Source organism: Psychroflexus curvus, assembly GCF_020164585.1.
GTDB classification, from domain to species: Bacteria; Bacteroidota; Bacteroidia; order Flavobacteriales; family Flavobacteriaceae; genus Psychroflexus; species Psychroflexus curvus.
Genome location: NZ_JAIQZF010000009.1, coordinates 1 through 17,580 on the forward strand (window position 1 = coordinate 1; position 17,580 = coordinate 17,580).

Sequence of the window (17,580 nt, forward strand, 5' to 3'; positions counted from 1 at the left end):
GATCCAACTTATGATTGGACAAAAAAAAGACGAGACCGTAGCCCCGTCGCAGGATAGTCAGATAACTTCCTAAAGAATAAAAATATGAAAAAAACTTAAGATTGCTTGTGTTTTTACACAGTATCTCGAGGGAAACAAGTGGAAATAATATTTTTTGAAAACGAAATCAAACATATGAGGGAATCCCGAAGCTTCGGGAGGGATGGGATTTTCCTCCCCTAGCCCCTCCCAAGGAGGGGGACAACTCCAGCATGCTTAAAGGAAACGAATAAAAGCTTCTTCCCTTTGGGAAGACGGGATTTTCCTCCCCTAAGCCCTCCCAAGGAGGGGGATAAGGATAAGATAGGATTTTATTTCAAGAAATAAATAAATCGTTTATATTGCGTATCATAATTTACTGATTCATTTTGATTCGGAACGGCTTCATCCTATTGAACAAAGTCTCAAAATCAAAAGCTCATGATTCGTAATTATTACAATGAACAATGGAAAGACGTTGTCTTTGACGACAAAATTGCCACCTTCGAGAAGTATAAAATTTCCAATTACGGCAGAATGCTCAACTGCAAAGGTAAGGATGAGGTGTTAGTGAATGAATCTTTCATCAATGGCTACCAGACGTTGCCTTTAAAACAGGAACTGAACAAAAAATCAACCAGCCGCTACGTGCATAAACTGGTTGCTGAGCATTTTTTGGAAAAAGGAGAGGGAATTTATGTGATTCATCTCGACTACAATAAGCTCAACAATAAGGTGGACAACCTAAAGTGGGCTACCAAAAAAGAAAAAGAGGAACACCAGTTTAGCAATCCGGACTATATAAATCGTCCTAAAAAAAGAACCTATTCCAAGCTTACCGAACCTCAGGTCAGGCTGATTAAGCGTAAGATCAACGATCCCAATCGCCGCACCCGGATGAAGATGATAGCCAGGCAATTTGGCATTTCAGAAATGCAGCTGTACCGCATCAAAAGCGGAGAGAACTGGGGCTCTGTGACTGATTATTAAGCTTATTTAAACTCAAAATCAACCCAGACTGGAATGTGGTCTAAACGGATTCTCGCAGATTTTAGGACTTTAAAGTTGGTGAATCAGACTAATTGTGTTTCCCGGAACTGTAAAAGGTTTGAGTTCGCAACCTGATGATTACATTTCAAAGTGAAGCAGACAGTAGCTGACTTGATTCTGTCTTAAAGCTTATATCACCTGCGGCTGCCTGAACAACTACGATCATAAACGTTAAGCGTTTTGGTTGCCAAGATTTACTGATGCATAGTTTAGCCTGGTAAAAGAGAGGTTCTCAACAGAGAAATAAAATGAGACAGAAGAACTCCATGTGTAGCCTCTTAATCAGCGTTGATATTTGAATTCAGCTTCAGTTTTTAGGCTTTGCAAATGTTTAGTTATCACAACCCATCTATTTTCTTGTGTGTTCATACTATTAGCACATCATAAATTATATTAAGATATGGGGAGCCTCCGTTAAACTCCTTTTAAAGTTCTCTCGTTAGATTTTATTACACTTTAAACTTTTAAATTGGCATAAGTTTAAATCAATAAAACACTAATTATGAAATTTTTTAAAACCATATTACCGGCTATTTTAGGTTTGTTACTTGTGAGTTGCGGATCAAACGTTCAAACGGTAAGACCAAATAAAGCTGACTTAAGCCAATATGAAACCTTCGCTTATTTGCCAAATGCCTCCATAGAAATACGCAATTCTGCGGTGCAAACCGATTTTCTGAATTCATTTATCATTGAAACGATTAATGATCAAATGAAAATTACCGGATATACTTTAGACAGGGACAACCCGGATTTACTAGTTCTGATTAGCATTACAACTGATCTTGAAACCGGAAGAGAAGCAGAACCGGTTTATGCGAATTACCCTTATATAGACGCTGTAGCCAGCACTCCGGTAAGTCCTTTTTACCAGCCTTTTTACTACAGAGGATGGTATGACTGGTATTACCCCGGTGGCGTTATAGGTTATACCACAGATACTTACTCCTATAAAAAAGGCACTGTAGTTATAGACCTGATTGACAGGGAAACCAAGCAATCGGTTTGGAAAGGAATTACGTCTGAGCCTATCATGGATAAATCTAAAACCGAAGTAGTCCAGGAATTAATAAGAGATATTTTTCAAGCCTATCCATTAAATAACTAAGCATTCACCAATTGCATTCAAAAAAAGACGGCCTCGATTGGCCGTCTTTTTTATTTGAATACTGAATATGTTACCTTTTTTAAAATTACGTTTAATTGGTAGCATTAAACTGTAACCCATCAACTATTAAATCAGTAGTTCCTGCATTTGAACGAATAAAAACTTCGATATAATCATTAGGATTTAAATCATTACTGTCTAAACTTATCTCGGTATTTATTGATAGTTGAAACTTATTATTGTTTCCTATATCTGACAAAGTATTTATAATTTGAGTTGGAGCTCCTCCATTTTTAGAAATTCCAATAGTATAACTGGAACCATTTGCTGGTGATGTTGCATTTATAGTTGCAATGATGTTAGCTACTATAGGTCTCCTGCCTTCATAAGTAAGCCTGTTGTTGCTAGCTGTATACCTTTGTTCAAATGCAGCAGTGGTAGCACCTGCGACTTTTACAAAATCAGTGGTATTCGTAAATTCTGTTGGTGTAGTATTACCATTAAAATAGACAAAACCAATCGCTTTCGAGTCTGGTATATCTGTGTTTTGTAACATGCTCCAGCCTATTTCGGCAGAGGTTATACCATCTAGAGGCGTCCCTACCCCCCTAAACATATTGGTGGTTAACCGGCCTCTGTCCACATCTGCAGTAGAATTTACTTTTAAGCCAATTTTGCCAGTATAAATAAAATAATTATTGGCTATATCTATATCGTTAGCATCAAGACCAGGTAAAAGTTCTATACCGGCTCCATTGTTTATATCGACTATAAAATTATAACCTGAGGTAAATTTTCCAACAGTGCCTCCTATTTTTACGCCATTGGCGGTATTCCAATAGTTTTGAAGGATTGTAATCGCATTGAACCCTGAAATAGTTCCAACCCCTAGAGATGTTCCATCTCCCACCACTGAGGATCCTGAAAAGATATTACAGAAATTTGATGGACCTCCTGTGAAATCATAGGCTTGAGTGGCAGTACTTGCAGGGACTACGGCTAATTCTTTTATATATACATCAGTATTGTTGCTTCTCAAGACAGCCCCAGACACAGCAGAAATTACCCGATCTTTTTGTGGATCGGTACCTCTAAGGCCAGCGCCATTGATGTTTATATAATTGGGAGTAATATCAACAGCACCTGAAAATACGTACATTTTGGTCTCATCGAGATTAATAGCACCACTTACTGGAGTAGGCAAATCACTAAGTGAATACACATACACAAGATTGGAATCTGGAGAATAGGCAAAGGATTTCCAGCTGCTATTGCTATAGATGTCTAAGGTATTGTTGGTGGTGTTGTAAATTTGTAATCCATCTGCAGGAGTTGTGATCGCATCTCTAAGTGTTAATGTCATTCTCGGAATCAGTACTCCAGCCGTATCCGATTTGATTTCTAACATAGAGGTGAGATCTGGAGTGGTGGTACCGATGCCAACCTGTGCTTGGCCTAAGAAAAGGCCTAAAAAAACAAATACTGTACTTATTATTGATTTCATAAATTTATGTATTGACGGTAATCCTATTTGTACTTTTTATGAGCATATATAAAACATTATCAGTAAAATATTCAGTGTTAAAAAGAGAATGCTATCTGAGAATTTTAAATGCCTAATAAAACTAATTATAATTGATGATGTAAGTTACTATTATTTAAACGAATTCTCTTGTTATTTCATTTTAGAATTGAAAAATTTCAGGAAATAATTTTTCTTTAAAAGGTGTAGGTGAGAAGGTTACAAGCTCAAAACAAGCTCGTCCACAGGAGGTTTTTTTTCCAGCATATCAAAAAGGACAATCTTTAGACAAAGAAAAAGTTTTTCATAAGGGGTTTTAAAAAATTGTATCATTTTACAACCTTCCGGGTTTAAGACTCAAGATTAACTTCTTAAAAAATTTGGGTGGGAATCAAGGACTGCCTGTTCCGATATTCCGATAGTTTTCGGAAGGAAGAGTTAGTTGCTTTTGTTTACTAGAGTTGAGTCAATAGGCTTAAAGGCGAACTATTTTGAGTTGGATTTACAATTTTCGTCAAAAAAATATTTTCAACACCAACTTCATATTTTAATAAATCCTGCGTTTAGCAATCTTCTACATGTTCATCAGTAAAATTAGTTTTAGATTTTGTTGTTGGATTTACTTCTATGGGGCTATGGGTCATTTTTAAATTGATGATTATTGTGCCATTCTATTCTTCTTTTTAAATCTGATGCTTCACCAATATAATAGTTGTCTTTTGAAGGGGAATGTATGATGTAAACCCAATGCATATCGTTATAAACTTAAAACCACCTATACAAGATAAGTGGTTTTTCTTTATTAGTGGTCCCACTTGGCTCGCCCCGATAGCTATCGGGGCATGGGCCACCTGATTACGAATATTTTTCAATTAATCTTTTTACTATATCTGGATAAGTTTTAAGATTATGATAGTATTTTTTGCTTTTCATTCTTTTGATGTGAGCTTCTATTTTTCTAGCAATCGATATATTTTCAACAGTAATTGAGAAGAAGAGTTCCCAGTCGGATGCAAAAGCAGTTGAAGCATTTTTAAATTGATGATTATTGTGCCACTCTATTCTTCTTTTTAAATCTGATGCTTCACCAATATAATAGTTGTCAGTAGAAGGGGAGTGTATGATATAAACCCAATGCATGTCGTTATAAACTTAAAAACCACCTATACGAAATAAGTGGTTTTTCTTTACTAGTGGTCCCACTTGGACTCGAACCAAGGGCCACCTGATTATGAGTCAGGTGCTCTAACCAGCTGAGCTATGGGACCGATGCTGATTGTTTAGGACGGCAAAAATAAGTATAAGTTTACTATCAGCCAAAATAATTCTTGAATTAAAATTGACTTTGGTCTTCACACAATTCCACAAGCACCCCATGATTGCTTTTGGGATGAAGAAAAACGATGGATTTGTCGTCTGCTCCAGCTTTGGGTTCTTCGCTAAGCAACTGAAAGCCTTCGTTTTGCAGCCGTTTCATCTCAGCTTTAAGATCATCTACAAAAAAAGCGATGTGGTGGATGCCTTCTTTTTGTGTGCTCAAATATTTTCCTACAGGGCTGTCTTCACGAGTAGCACCCAGGAGTTCTATTTTGCTGTCGCCACACTCGAAGAACACTGTTTTTACACCTTCGCGCTCTACCGTTTCTGTTTTGTAAGGAGCTACATTGAGCAAGGCTTGATAGGTTTTGGTGGCGTGTTCGAGATCCTTAACCGCTATGCCGATGTGTTCAATTTTTTTAATCATAAGATCGTATCACAAAGTTTTACCACAAAACTAGCATTTATATATTTATTCTAACTTTGCAGTATGGAATCAAACAGACAAAAGAAAATTGCAGGAATTCTCCAAAAAGATTTAGCTGAAGTTATTCAACTGGAGCTAAAAGCAGCGGGGACTCAAAATTTAATCATATCGGTGACCAAAGTTAGAGTCACCCCAGATTTACTTCAGGCCAGAGTGCATCTGAGTATTTTTCCGTCAGAAAAATCAGAACAGATTGTGGAAGAAATACGTGGTAAAAAATCTAAAATCAAGCATGAAGTTGCTCAAAGAACCAAGCATCAACTGCGACGTATGCCTGAGCTGACGTTTTTCAATGATGATTCCATTGAATACATCAACGATTTAGAACAAGCGTTTAAAGGTAAAAACGATCCGATTAAAAACCCTGACCTGATAGACAAGCGCAAGAAAAATTGAACGTCTCCTTTTACATCGCCAAGCGTTATCTCTTTTCCAAAAGTTCTAACACGGCTATAAATATTATTACCTGGATTGCTTCCGTAGGCGTTATTGCGGGGGCTTTGTCGCTTTTCGTCGTTTTATCTGCTTTTGCAGGTCTCAAAGAATTCAGCCTTTCGTTTACCAATAAATTTGACCCCGATCTCAAAGTACTTCCTGCGTCAGGAAAATATTTTAAGGTGGATTCGTTTCAGAAGGCACAGCTTCAAAAACACAAAGACATTGCCTTGTATTCCGAAGTCATCGAAGAGCGGGTCCTGTTGAGTTTCAAATCCAAAAACACACCTGCTTTTATAAAAGGTGTCGATACTACATTTCCAGCTATCTCTGAGATTAAAAACGCTGTTTTCTTAGGGCAGTGGCTGGAAGAAGACGCCTACCAGGTTGTTTTAGGTAATGACTTGTCCAGAAAACTATCTGCGGGTGTTCGGGATTATTCAGGCCTATTGAGCTTGTATGTGCCCAAGCCTGGCAAAGGCCAGATTTTGAACGTGAAAGATGCCTTTAGGGCTGCTAATGCCACGGTTGTTGGCATTTATTCCATCAACGAAGAATTGGACAAAAAATATGTGTTCACAGATATCGGTTTTGCCCGAAATTTACTTCAACTCAGTGAAAATGAAGTCTCTGCTTTGGAAGTGAAGGTATCACCTTCAGCAGATTTATTTTCAGTAAGAAATGATTTGGAAGCTATTTTTAAACAGAAAGTAGAGGTCAAAGACAGGATTCAGTTGAATGACAGTCTTTATAAAATGCTGAATACAGAAAATCTGGCGGTGTATTTAATTTTTACTCTGGTCATCATTATTGCTTTATTCAATGTGATTGGCTCTATCATTATGGCGGTGTTAGAAAAACAGCAGAATTCTAAAACCCTTTTGAATTTAGGGCTTACTAAGACCGAAATTCAGCGCATATTTTTCTTTCAGGGCGGCCTGATGAGTGTAGCAGGAGGGGTAGTAGGTCTTTTGCTGGGGGTTCTGGTGGTGTTGTCTCAGCTTTATTTTGAATGGATTATGATTACACCGAGTTTAGCTTATCCTGTGAAGCTGGAATTCATCAACGTTTTGATTGTCTTTTTGACAATCTCCAGCTTAGGTTTCCTGGCTTCCTATATCTCTTCACAAACTGTAAAACGCTCCCTTCGTTAAGTTTCCTTTTTGCTGATTCTGCCTTCCAAGTAAACGCAGGCAGGTTTGATATGGTTATCCTATATAATTATAATACTTGTAACTAATCAGTCTATTTTAAACATTTAAAATCATTGTTTTATTTTAAAGATCTAAAAAAGCAAACTTCAGAATTTACCAAAAAACAACCCCTGTACCCCCCTCTAAGGCGATGATCCCAGCTAATATTTCCTCTCTAGAGGGAGGATTAAGGAGGGTGTGTCAATTTTTAATCCCTTATTTAGCCTAAAGATTTCCATAAAAAAAACTGATGCTGAAAATTAGCTTTCAGCATCAGTTGGATTACTTTTTAAAAGCATAAAGAACTTATTCTTCCAGAACTAAAACGTTGTTATCTCGATTTACATCAGCCATGTAGCCTGAAGGATCGATTTCAATTTTTTCAACTCCATAGCGTGTGCTGGAAATGACTAAATCATAAGTTGGATAGGCCCAGGCCCAGTCTTCTACAACAGTTCCTGCATTAGGTTTTTCCCATCTCATGATTCTCAAAGGAATATAAAAGGTTTCAGAAGTTCCGCCTTTGTAATCTACTTTCACTTCCAGTGGCATTGGCGTAAGCCCAATTCTTTCCAGAGTGATGTTCGTTGTTCCCTGAGCAGTGTTGACCTCTTTTATACCATAATCGATAGTGTTGGTGGTTCTGGTCCAGTCGTTGAGGTACCAGCTCAATTCAGCACCGCTTACTTTTTCGGCTACGCGAATAAAATCATTAGGTGTCGGATGTTTAAACTTCCATTCATCAAAATATCTGTTTAAGACTTGCTGTAAATTTTCTTTACCGATTAAATAGCCAAGCTGACCTAAAAACACAGCCCCTTTAGAGTAGGCAGACGTACCATAAGCCTGATTGTACTCATAGCGATCGGCGTGAGTGGTCTGTGGTTGCTCGTATCCAGAATTTGCAAGACTTACATAGCCTCTGTAACTTCCTGCTGTAGGATTTATTCTATTTTGACCCATCACTTCATTCATGGCCAGGCCGGAAATATAAGACGTAAAGCCTTCGTCCATCCACTCATGCTGAGCTTCATCGGTTGCTAAGATATGTTGAAACCAGGCATGTGCCATTTCGTGAGCAGTAACGCCTACTAAGCTTCCAAATTCTCTTTCACCCGTAATCAAAGTACACATGGCATATTCCATACCGCCATCTCCACCTTGAATCACTGAATATTGATTATAGGGATAGGGTCCGATGTGCTCGTTGAAATAGTCTAAAAGCTCTACGGTTTTAGATTGTAAATTTTTCCAGTTATCTTTAGTGTTTTCATTGTCTTTATACAAAAAATGAAGTGTTGTTCCGTCATTTCCAGTGACCGTATCATGGATGTAATCTTTATCTGCAGCCCAGGCAAAATCGTGAACATCCGGAGCTATAAAGTGCCAGGTCAATTTTTTTCCTCTTCGCTTTACATCTACGCCTACATCTTCATAGCCGTAGCCTACTTCATTTGGGTTTTGGATGTAGCCAGAACCGCCTAAGATAAAATCTTTATCTATGGTGATTTTTACATCAAAGTCTGCCCAAACGCCGTGAAACTCTCTGCCGATATAAGGATCGGCATGCCAGCCTTCAAAGTCGTACTCAGCCATTTTAGGATACCATTGTGTCATGGATAATTCCACACCTTCGGCATTATTTCTCCCCGATCTTCTGATTTGCACTGGGACCTGACCTTCAAACTCCATAGAAAAAGTTGAGGAGTCACCAGGTAAAATGGGTTTGTTCAGCTCTACTTCCAAAACGGTACCTACAAGCTCATAATCTAAAGCTACTCCATCCTGTGTTAAGGAGGTAGCTCTCATAAAGCCAATTTCATCTTCACTGAGTTTGGAAATACGATCTCCCACTCTGGAATCTGGATCCTGAATGGTTCTCGACCTTACGTCCATTTCACTTCCAGGTTGGAAGGCATTGAAGTACATATGATAAAAAACCCTGGTTAAGGTATCTGGAGAATTGTTGGAATAAACCAGTTTTTGATCTCCGTCATATTGGTAGTTGGTGTCGTCAAAATCTATATCCATGTCGTAATTGGCATATTGCTGCCAGTAATTCGTGTTGTTTTGACTGAATAGTGTTGATATTGAAATCAATAAAAGTAATGTAAATGTGTTTTTTAACATGTTTATTTAATTTTAGAAGCTAATATAATAGCATTATACATATTTACCATTTTTCCTGAGACTGAAATCTCATCAAATGCTTTGGTCTCTTGTGGATTACCTCCAAGAATAACTTCTTGATCTGTGCTAAGGCCAGAATCCATCAGAACTTGTTTGACCTGAGCTGCACTTAGCTTAGGGTATAGTGACCTTATCATGGCTGCCACTCCTGTAACATTTGGTGCCGCCATGGAAGTGCCTTGTAAAAACTCATACGTATTCAGAGGAGTAGTGGCATAAATGGAGGAGCCAGGTGCAAAAACATCCACGCTGTTTTCCCCATAATTTGAAAATCCAGAGACGAGATTACCTCCGTATTCAGAAGTGACAGAGCCGATGTTGATAAAATTATCGACAAAATTAGCCGGGTTTTCAGGAGTCTCATCGTTGGGATAAACGCGTTTCTCGTCAAGATCAATGCCTTCGTTTCCGGCAGCATTTACAATCAATACATCATTTTCTTCAGCATATTCAATAGCCTCCATCACCCATTCCGGATGTGTGGAAAAATACTTTCCAAAGGAGGTGTTGATGATGCTGGCCCCATTATCTACTGCATAGCGAATTCCTAAAGCGATATCCTTATCATACTCATCTCCGTCTGGTACAGCTCTTATCGGCATGATTAACGTATTTTTTGCTACGCCTTTTATGCCTTTGTCATTTGCTCTGTTGGCAGCTACAATTCCTGCCACATGTGTGCCGTGCTTTGCGTCTTCTTTATCTTCGGTAGGGCCGCTTACTTGGTTGTTGCCATAGATTTTGGTTGAAAAATCATCAGCATCATCACCGAGTATTCTTGCTCTGGCATTCAAATCTAAATTGAGATGATATTTGGTTTTTTCGCCAAAATAGGTCATGGCTTCTGCCAGCTGGTCTTGAATGTTCTGAAGATCTTCATCAATATTATTCATCACATTAAGCAAAAGCATTTTTTGATTGACAGCTATGTCATCTTCCGGTTCAAAGGTCGTCACATTTTCAATAGTCAGCTCTTTGGTGTCCAGTGCAATTTTCAAGCTCTCTTCTGCTTCCTGTAACTGATTATTCATCATGACATATCTGTTGATGCTGTTTTGTGTGCTATTGATTTCTTCATCATATTTAGCTTTAGCTGCTTTGTATAATTTGAAATCTTCTAAATTATCTACATCTATTTCATTAACCAGCTTTCCTTCAAATTCATCTTTGTAGTCTCTTACAATTCTGGTAAATTCAAGGTTTTCTTCAACGACATCACCCAGAAAATTCCAGCCGTGAATATCATCTACAAAGCCATTGCCGTCATCATCGATTCCGTTGTCTGGAATTTCATCGATATTGGTCCAGATGATCCCTTCTAAGTCTTCGTGTTCAATATCGATACCGCTGTCTAAAATGGCAACAATTACAGTCTTGCCTTCATAATCTTTGATGAGTTCCTGATAGGCTCTATCTACACTCATACCTGGAATAGTATCGGTAAGCAAATCTTTGCTTCCCCAGTACTGAAGCTCATCTTCTGTGAGCTCAACAGTTTTTTCATTTGCATTTTGTAAGCTGGGAATGGGTTCTGAATTGATTTTAGGCCCGCTGGCACAACCGATTAAAAAAAATGACGTCAGTAGGCACAAACCTCCTGGTTTGAAAAATTTAGTATTCATAGAATTAAATTATTTTTAATGAGTAAAAAGTTCATTGAAAGCGAAGGTGGAGTTGAGTTTGGCGCCTTTTTCCGTGTCTTTCAAATTGATGATTTCATTGTGAGCATCGTGTTCGAGAAATAAATAATACTCGTTGTCAACAGCTTCTTCTAAAAAAAGTTTTTTCTCGTTCAGGGTTTTTAAAGGTCGGGTGTCAAATCCCATCACATAAGGTAGTGGAATGTGCCCTGCCGTTGGCAGTAAATCTGCAGCAAAAACTAATTTCTTATCCTGGTAGTCTATAATAGGAATCATTTGTTTGTCGGTATGCCCGTCTACAAAGAGAACTTCAAAACCTAAGTTCTTATAAAAATGTCGATATTCTGTTCTGTCCAGAAAATTCAGCTGTCCAGAGTCTTGCATTGGGAGCAGGTTTTCCTTCAGAAAAGAAGCTTTTTCCCTGGCGTTTGGGTTTATAGCCCAATCCCAATGTTCTCGGTTGGTCCAAAACTTTGCGTTTTTAAAAGCAGGTTCGTAGCCAGTTTTGTCTTTATTCCATTGTATCGCTCCTCCGCAGTGGTCAAAATGCAGATGGGTAAGGAAGACATCTGTGATATCATCTCTATGGAATCCATGCTTTTTTAGTGAATTGTCAATAGAATGTTTGCCCCATCTGTGATAATGACTAAAAAATTTCTCACTTTGTTTATTTCCTAAACCCGTATCTATTAGAATGAGTTGCTTGCCGTTTTCTATCAATAAACTCGTGGCTGCGATGTCTATCATGTTATTGTCATCTGCAGGATTGGTGCGTTGCCAAAGCGTTTTTGGGACAACGCCAAACATGGCTCCGCCGTCTAACTTAAAATGACCGGTTTCGATGGGATATAAATTCATAAATTATATTTTAGAGCAAAATACTAAAAGAGTCTTAACTTTGGAATTCGAGTCTTTTAGATTATACTATTTTTAACGACTCAAATTTAAGCTTTTATGATAGAACTCGCAGGAATTATAATATTAGGAATTTTGGCTCAATGGTTTGCATGGCGATTCAAAATTCCAGCAATTTTGCCTCTCATTCTTATAGGGCTTTTGGTAGGTCCCTTAGCTACTTTATATACCGAAGATGGTTCCAAATTGATAGAGCCTATATGGAATGGTGAATCTGGGTTGTTTCCAGGAGAGAGTTTGTTTTACTTCGTTTCCCTTGCCATAGGTATCATTCTTTTTGAAGGGGGGCTTACTTTAAGGCGCGGTGAAATTCTCCACGTGGGGCCAGTGATCGTCAAATTGATTACTGTTGCTGTCGTCATCACTTTTATAGGAGCAGGTATGGCAGCACATTGGATTCTTGGATTGAGCTGGCAAATTTCCCTTCTGTTCTCAGGACTTATCATTGTAACCGGTCCAACAGTGATTACCCCCATTCTGAGGAATATCCCTTTGAAGAAGGATGTGTCAACGATTTTAAAATGGGAAGGAATTTTAATCGATCCTATAGGTGCTTTGGTAGCTGTATTGGTGTTTGAGTTTATTTCAGCAGGAGGAGGAGAAGCAGTGACTTCTACGGTATTAATAGAGTTTGGTAAAATCGTGCTTTTTGGATTTACGTTTGGCTTTACGTTTGCCAAAGCCTTAGCCGTTGCTATCAAGTCCAAAGTAATCCCGCATTATTTATTAAATGTGGTTACACTTGCAGCGGTTTTAGGTGTATTTGTTCTGGCAGATCACTTTGCGCACGAAAGTGGACTTCTTGCTGTGGTTATCATGGGGATTATCATGGGAAATACCAACCTGCCAAATTTAAAAGACCTGCTTTATTTTAAAGAATCACTGAGTGTATTACTGATTTCAATCCTTTTTATCTTGCTGGCGGCTAATATTAATTTAGAAAATTTACTACTGGTGATCAACTGGGAGACCTTAATTCTTTTTGCGGTCGTCGTATTTTTAGTCAGGCCTTTAGGTGTTTTCTTAAGCAGTTATAACTCTACCCTACAAACCAATGAAAAGCTTTTTATCAGCTGGGTAGGACCTCGTGGTATTGTAGCGGCTGGTGTGGCATCCCTTTTTGGGCTTAAACTCGTAGAGCAGGATGTGCCTAATGCTGAATTAATTACGCCTCTAGTCTTTATAATTGTTCTGGGAACCGTTTTGTTAAATGCAACTACCGCCAGACCCTTTGCGAAGTTAGTGGGTGTGTTTTTGAAAGATTCTCAAGGTATTTTAATTGTAGGTTCGTCCTCTTTTTCAAGAATAATCGCCAAATACCTCAAAGATAATGACAGGCATGTCGTGATTGTTGATAACAACAAAAGCAATATTGATAAAGCTAAAAGTATGGGGCTGGACGCTATCAATGCCAATATTTATTCAGATGATTTAATAGACAATGTTGAACTAAGTGATGTTGGATACCTTATGGCATTGACGGGAAACACAGCTGTAAATAAAAAAGCTATTGAAAATTTTTCCAAGCAATTTGGTGAGCAGGGAACCTACCGAGTAATTTCTTCAGAAGAAATGGAAGACCCGGAAAACAATCCGGATGATGGCTTATTCTCTCAAACCGATGACTACATTAAATTGGTAAATCTGACGAGAAAGTATCCTGAAATTCATGAAATAGCGCTTAATTCTCATGAACATTTTGAAGGCCTGATTGAAATAAGCAAGGTGGAGCCTGAAATTATACCGCTCTTTATCAAAAATTCTGAAGGTCAACTCGAGATCTTGCCAAATAACACTAAAGATATTGAAGTGGAGTCTGAATCTAAATTGGTTTATCTCGGAAAGTCTTTTGAAAAAGAGCCCTCTAAGATGGTGGTTGAAGACCAGTCTATTAAAGAGGAAGGCGGAGATAAAAAAATAGAGAGAGACGAAAATGAAGATAAAGAGGATAAGGAACAAAGGGAGGAGCAGGAAATAAAAGATGAAAATATAGAAGCTGAAGACAAAAAAGGTAGTGACCAAAGCGAAAGCAAAGAAGATATAGAAGATAAAAAGGGGTCTTAATCTAGCTCAACATGCAGGAACAGGAATTTCTTAATCTATTGATGTTACAAAACCTGTCGGGCATAGGACATATCAATGCAAAGAAATTGCTGCAACATTTTGGGAGTGCCACGAATTTATTTCAAGCTAACACCAGGCAGTTATCAGAAATAGATGGCATTGGTAAAAAACGCTTACAAAGTCTTAAGAATTCAGCCTTTTTAAAAGAAGCTGAAAAAGAACTGGAATTCATCCAGAAGAATAATATTGACGTGCATTACTATCAGGATGAAAACTATCCTTCCAGACTCAAGCAGTGCATAGATAGCCCGATTTTACTTTTTTCCAGAGGGAATATCAATCTTAAAAACAAACCGATTTTAAGCATTGTGGGAACGCGTCAAATCACCAGTCACGGCATTGCCGTTTGTGAGCAGCTCATTAGTGATCTAGCTCCGTTGAAGCCTGTGATTGTGTCTGGCCTGGCTTACGGAACCGATATTGTCGCGCATAAAGCCGCCTTAGATCATAACCTGCAAACTATTGCCTGTCTGGCTCACGGACTCGACCAAATTTACCCCAAAGTGCATCAAAAGTATGCGGCTGCTATTGAAAATAATGGCGGATTTTTTACAGATTTTTGCAGTGATGCTACTTTTGACCGAAAGAATTTTTTAAGTAGAAATAGAATCGTAGCAGGACTTAGTGAGGCGACCATAGTGATAGAAAGCGCCGAAAAAGGAGGTTCTCTCGTCACAGCCGACATAGCTCATTCTTACGACAGAGAAGTTTTCGCCATTCCAGGACGCCCCCAGGATAAATTCAGCAAGGGCTGTAATATGCTTATTAAACAGCAAAAAGCGCAGATGATAACCAGTGCAGCTGACGTGGTTTATTTTCTCAACTGGGATATCGAGACAAAAAAAGGGAATAAGCAGACACAACTTTTTGTAAATCTTCAGGGTGAAGAAAAACTAGTTTTTGAAAAACTTAAGGAAATTGGTAAAGCTGAGATTGATACTTTATCTTTGGCCTGTAATTTACCCACTTATAAGTTGGCGTCTATCCTGATGAATTTAGAATTATCTGGATGTGTGAGGCCCTTACCAGGTAAACAATTTGAAATAATTTAAACCCAAAAAACAAACCGATGAAAACCTTTTTTAAAATTTTAAGTCTTGCCGTTTTAGTGATAGCTTCTTCGTGTCAACAAGAACAGTCTGAAGACGCCAAAGCTTTTGATGCTCAAATGAAAGAGACTATTAAAATTCATGATGAAGTGATGCCTAAATTGAGTGAAATCAATAGTATGATTTCAAGGCTTGAAACTGAAAAAGAAAAAATGCAGGAGGCTGAAGAAGTGAATACAGAAAAGGTTGAGTTATATGACAAAGCCATCGCAGATTTGAAGAATTCTCATGATCTTATGATGTCCTGGATGGAAAATTTCAGTACCACATTTTCAAGAACTGAAATTAATACCGGTTTAGCAACTCAAGATAAAGACAGTATTAAGGCTAAGCAGGAAATGTTGAACGTTCAGTATAAATCTGCTGAGGAAATGCGAAAAGCTATAGCTGATGCTATTGAAAACGCCCAGGCGCTATTAGCTGAATAACGTATATTATTATCAGAAATTCAAACCAGCTTCGGCTGGTTTTTTTTAGCTTAAAAAAACACTAATGATAATTATTCTAAATAATTTTGTTAAGTGATATGCCCAGATAATTCATTAATCCTATATTTGTTTCTAATTTAGATTAAATTTATATAGCATGATCAGAGTTAGTGATACAGCAAAGCAAAAGATTGTCAACTTGATGGCTGAAGATGGCTTTAATACCAGGGATCATTTTGTGAGAGTTGGAGTTAAAAGTGGTGGATGTTCAGGTTTGTCTTACGAGCTGAATTTTGATCAAGCTCAACAGGATGAAGATAAAGTTTTCGAGGATAACGAGGTTAAACTCGTCATCAATAAAAGTAGTTTTTTATATTTAATAGGTACGACTCTGGAATATTCTGGAGGATTGAACGGTAAAGGATTTGTATTTAACAATCCTAATGCACAGAGAACATGTGGTTGTGGTGAGAGTTTTTCACTATAATCAAATTGTGTCGAGGCAAGCCTGTGAAGAAGGTAGGTAAGATATTTTAAAATTTCGATTTAGAAGATCGTGAACTTAGACCCTCAATGAGGGATTAAAACAAAAGATTATGGCTTATACAGAGCAAGAACTTGAGAAAGAACTTCAAAACAAAGAATACGAGTACGGTTTTTATACAGAGATGGAAGCGGATACGTTTCCTCCCGGACTGAACGAAGATGTGGTTATAGGTATTTCAAAAAAGAAAGGAGAACCAGATTGGATGACCCAATGGAGGCTGGAGGCTTACAGGCATTGGCTAACCATGAAAGAGCCAAACTGGGCAAATATCGGTTATGAAAAACCAAATTATCAAGCGATTTCATACTATTCAGCGCCTAGTACAAAACCTAAGTACGACAGTTTAGATGAGGTAGATCCAGAAATGCTGGATACCTTTAAAAAGCTGGGTATTTCCATAGATGAACAAAAGAAATTAGCAGGTGTGGCGATGGATGTGGTTATGGATTCAGTTTCTGTAACGACAACATTTAAAAAGACTTTAGCCGAAAAAGGAATTATTTTTTGCTCTATTTCAGAAGCGATTAAGGAACATCCGGAACTTGTCAAAAAATACATTGGGAGTGTCGTTCCTACTTCAGACAATTACTTTGCTGCTTTAAATTCAGCAGTATTTAGTGATGGTTCGTTCTGTTACATTCCAAAAGGAGTGAGATGTCCCATGGAATTGTCAACCTATTTTAGAATTAATCAGGCAGGAACAGGTCAGTTTGAAAGAACTCTTGTGATTGCTGAAGATTCCAGTTATGTAAGTTATTTGGAAGGTTGTACTGCTCCTTCTCGTGATGAAAATCAGTTGCATGCAGCGGTCGTAGAACTTGTTGCTATGGATAATGCTGAAATTAAATATTCTACGGTTCAAAACTGGTATCCAGGAAACAAAGAAGGAAAAGGCGGGGTTTACAATTTTGTCACCAAACGCGGATTGTGCGAGAAAAATGCAAAGATAAGCTGGACGCAAGTTGAGACAGGATCTGCAGTGACCTGGAAATATCCGAGCTGTATTTTAAAAGGAGATAATTCTACAGGTGAATTTTACTCTATTGCTGTAACCAACAATTTTCAGCAGGCAGACACAGGAACCAAGATGATTCATCTTGGTAAAAACACCAAAAGTACAATTATTTCAAAAGGTATTTCAGCAGGGAAATCTCAAAACAGTTACAGAGGTTTGGTGCAAATCAATAAACGCGCTGATAACGCGAGAAATTTCTCTCAGTGTGATTCTTTGCTGATGGGGAATAAGTGTGGAGCACACACCTTCCCTTATATAGAAGCTAAAAATAAAACTGCTCAGGTAGAGCATGAGGCAACGACCAGTAAAATTGGCGAAGATCAAATCTTCTATTGCAATCAACGGGGGATTGATACTGAAAAAGCCATTGCACTTATCGTGAATGGATTTAGTAAAGAAGTATTGAATAAGTTGCCGATGGAATTTGCAGTTGAAGCTCAAAAATTACTTGAAATTTCATTAGAAGGTTCAGTTGGATAAGA

The 17,580-nt window shown here is 38.0% G+C and carries 16 protein-coding genes and 1 tRNA gene; 9 read left to right on the forward strand and 8 right to left on the reverse strand.

The window, feature by feature from the left end:
• Window positions 1-459 precede the first annotated feature (459 nt).
• Both LB450_RS12515 and LB450_RS12520 read left to right on the forward strand, forming a co-directional pair.
• On the forward strand, window positions 460-1,008 hold the full coding sequence (locus tag LB450_RS12515) for an HNH endonuclease (protein WP_224489393.1): 549 nt from the start codon (window positions 460-462) through the stop codon (window positions 1,006-1,008).
• Window positions 1,009-1,570: 562 nt separating this feature from the next.
• The gene (locus tag LB450_RS12520; RefSeq protein WP_224489400.1) at window positions 1,571-2,176 is read left to right on the forward strand and encodes a DUF4136 domain-containing protein; all 606 of its coding nucleotides are present in this window, start codon (window positions 1,571-1,573) and stop codon (window positions 2,174-2,176) included.
• A 91-nt stretch (window positions 2,177-2,267) separates the two neighbouring features.
• Here LB450_RS12520 and LB450_RS12525 read toward each other — a convergent pair whose 3' ends face one another.
• The 5 genes from LB450_RS12525 to mce all read right to left on the reverse strand — a co-directional run bounded on the left by LB450_RS12525 (window position 2,268) and on the right by mce (window position 5,442).
• Window positions 2,268-3,680, reverse strand: coding sequence for a hypothetical protein (locus tag LB450_RS12525; RefSeq protein ID WP_224489402.1), 1,413 nt, complete (start codon window positions 3,678-3,680; stop codon window positions 2,268-2,270).
• A gap of 651 nt (window positions 3,681-4,331) precedes the next feature.
• Window positions 4,332-4,451 (reverse strand): GIY-YIG nuclease family protein, encoded by a 120-nt coding sequence (locus LB450_RS13930; protein WP_224489419.1) that lies wholly within the window; start codon window positions 4,449-4,451, stop codon window positions 4,332-4,334.
• A 102-nt stretch (window positions 4,452-4,553) separates the two neighbouring features.
• Window positions 4,554-4,838: a GIY-YIG nuclease family protein gene (locus tag LB450_RS12535; RefSeq protein ID WP_224489421.1), complete on the reverse strand. Its 285-nt coding sequence runs from the start codon at window positions 4,836-4,838 to the stop codon at window positions 4,554-4,556.
• A gap of 54 nt (window positions 4,839-4,892) precedes the next feature.
• A tRNA-Ile gene (locus LB450_RS12540) sits at window positions 4,893-4,966 on the reverse strand.
• Window positions 4,967-5,031: 65 nt separating this feature from the next.
• On the reverse strand, window positions 5,032-5,442 hold the full coding sequence (mce, locus tag LB450_RS12545; RefSeq protein WP_224489423.1) for a methylmalonyl-CoA epimerase: 411 nt from the start codon (window positions 5,440-5,442) through the stop codon (window positions 5,032-5,034).
• A 63-nt stretch (window positions 5,443-5,505) separates the two neighbouring features.
• On the opposite strand from mce, the gene rbfA reads away from it, so the two are divergent.
• Window positions 5,506-5,898, forward strand: a complete 393-nt coding sequence (gene rbfA / locus LB450_RS12550) for a 30S ribosome-binding factor RbfA (protein WP_224489424.1) — start codon at window positions 5,506-5,508, stop codon at window positions 5,896-5,898.
• Window positions 5,895-7,091, forward strand: coding sequence for an ABC transporter permease (locus tag LB450_RS12555; protein ID WP_224489426.1), 1,197 nt, complete (start codon window positions 5,895-5,897; stop codon window positions 7,089-7,091). The genes rbfA and LB450_RS12555 overlap by 4 nt, the downstream gene beginning before the upstream one ends.
• Before the next feature lie 345 nt (window positions 7,092-7,436).
• On the opposite strand, the gene LB450_RS12560 is transcribed toward LB450_RS12555, so the two are convergent.
• From LB450_RS12560 to LB450_RS12570, 3 genes are read right to left on the reverse strand one after another with little or no spacing between them, the layout of a single operon-like run.
• A complete protein-coding gene (locus LB450_RS12560) occupies window positions 7,437-9,260 on the reverse strand; it encodes a M1 family metallopeptidase (RefSeq protein WP_224489427.1) in 1,824 nt (607 codons plus the stop codon).
• A 2-nt stretch (window positions 9,261-9,262) separates the two neighbouring features.
• Window positions 9,263-10,942: a S8 family peptidase gene (locus LB450_RS12565; protein WP_224489429.1), complete on the reverse strand. Its 1,680-nt coding sequence runs from the start codon at window positions 10,940-10,942 to the stop codon at window positions 9,263-9,265.
• 15 nt (window positions 10,943-10,957) lie between these two features.
• Window positions 10,958-11,818 (reverse strand): MBL fold metallo-hydrolase, encoded by an 861-nt coding sequence (locus LB450_RS12570; protein ID WP_224489431.1) that lies wholly within the window; start codon window positions 11,816-11,818, stop codon window positions 10,958-10,960.
• A 96-nt stretch (window positions 11,819-11,914) separates the two neighbouring features.
• On the opposite strand from LB450_RS12570, the gene LB450_RS12575 reads away from it, so the two are divergent.
• From LB450_RS12575 to sufB, 5 genes are all read left to right on the forward strand, one after another.
• Window positions 11,915-13,939, forward strand: a complete 2,025-nt coding sequence (locus LB450_RS12575) for a cation:proton antiporter domain-containing protein (RefSeq protein WP_224489433.1) — start codon at window positions 11,915-11,917, stop codon at window positions 13,937-13,939.
• Between the two features lie 11 nt (window positions 13,940-13,950).
• Window positions 13,951-15,051 (forward strand): DNA-processing protein DprA, encoded by a 1,101-nt coding sequence (gene dprA, locus LB450_RS12580; protein WP_224489436.1) that lies wholly within the window; start codon window positions 13,951-13,953, stop codon window positions 15,049-15,051.
• Between the two features lie 17 nt (window positions 15,052-15,068).
• Window positions 15,069-15,536, forward strand: coding sequence for a hypothetical protein (locus LB450_RS12585; RefSeq protein ID WP_224489437.1), 468 nt, complete (start codon window positions 15,069-15,071; stop codon window positions 15,534-15,536).
• A 157-nt stretch (window positions 15,537-15,693) separates the two neighbouring features.
• Window positions 15,694-16,023: a HesB/IscA family protein gene (locus tag LB450_RS12590; protein ID WP_224489439.1), complete on the forward strand. Its 330-nt coding sequence runs from the start codon at window positions 15,694-15,696 to the stop codon at window positions 16,021-16,023.
• Between the two features lie 109 nt (window positions 16,024-16,132).
• Window positions 16,133-17,578 (forward strand): Fe-S cluster assembly protein SufB, encoded by a 1,446-nt coding sequence (sufB, locus tag LB450_RS12595; protein ID WP_224489441.1) that lies wholly within the window; start codon window positions 16,133-16,135, stop codon window positions 17,576-17,578.
• Window positions 17,579-17,580: the final 2 nt, after the last annotated feature.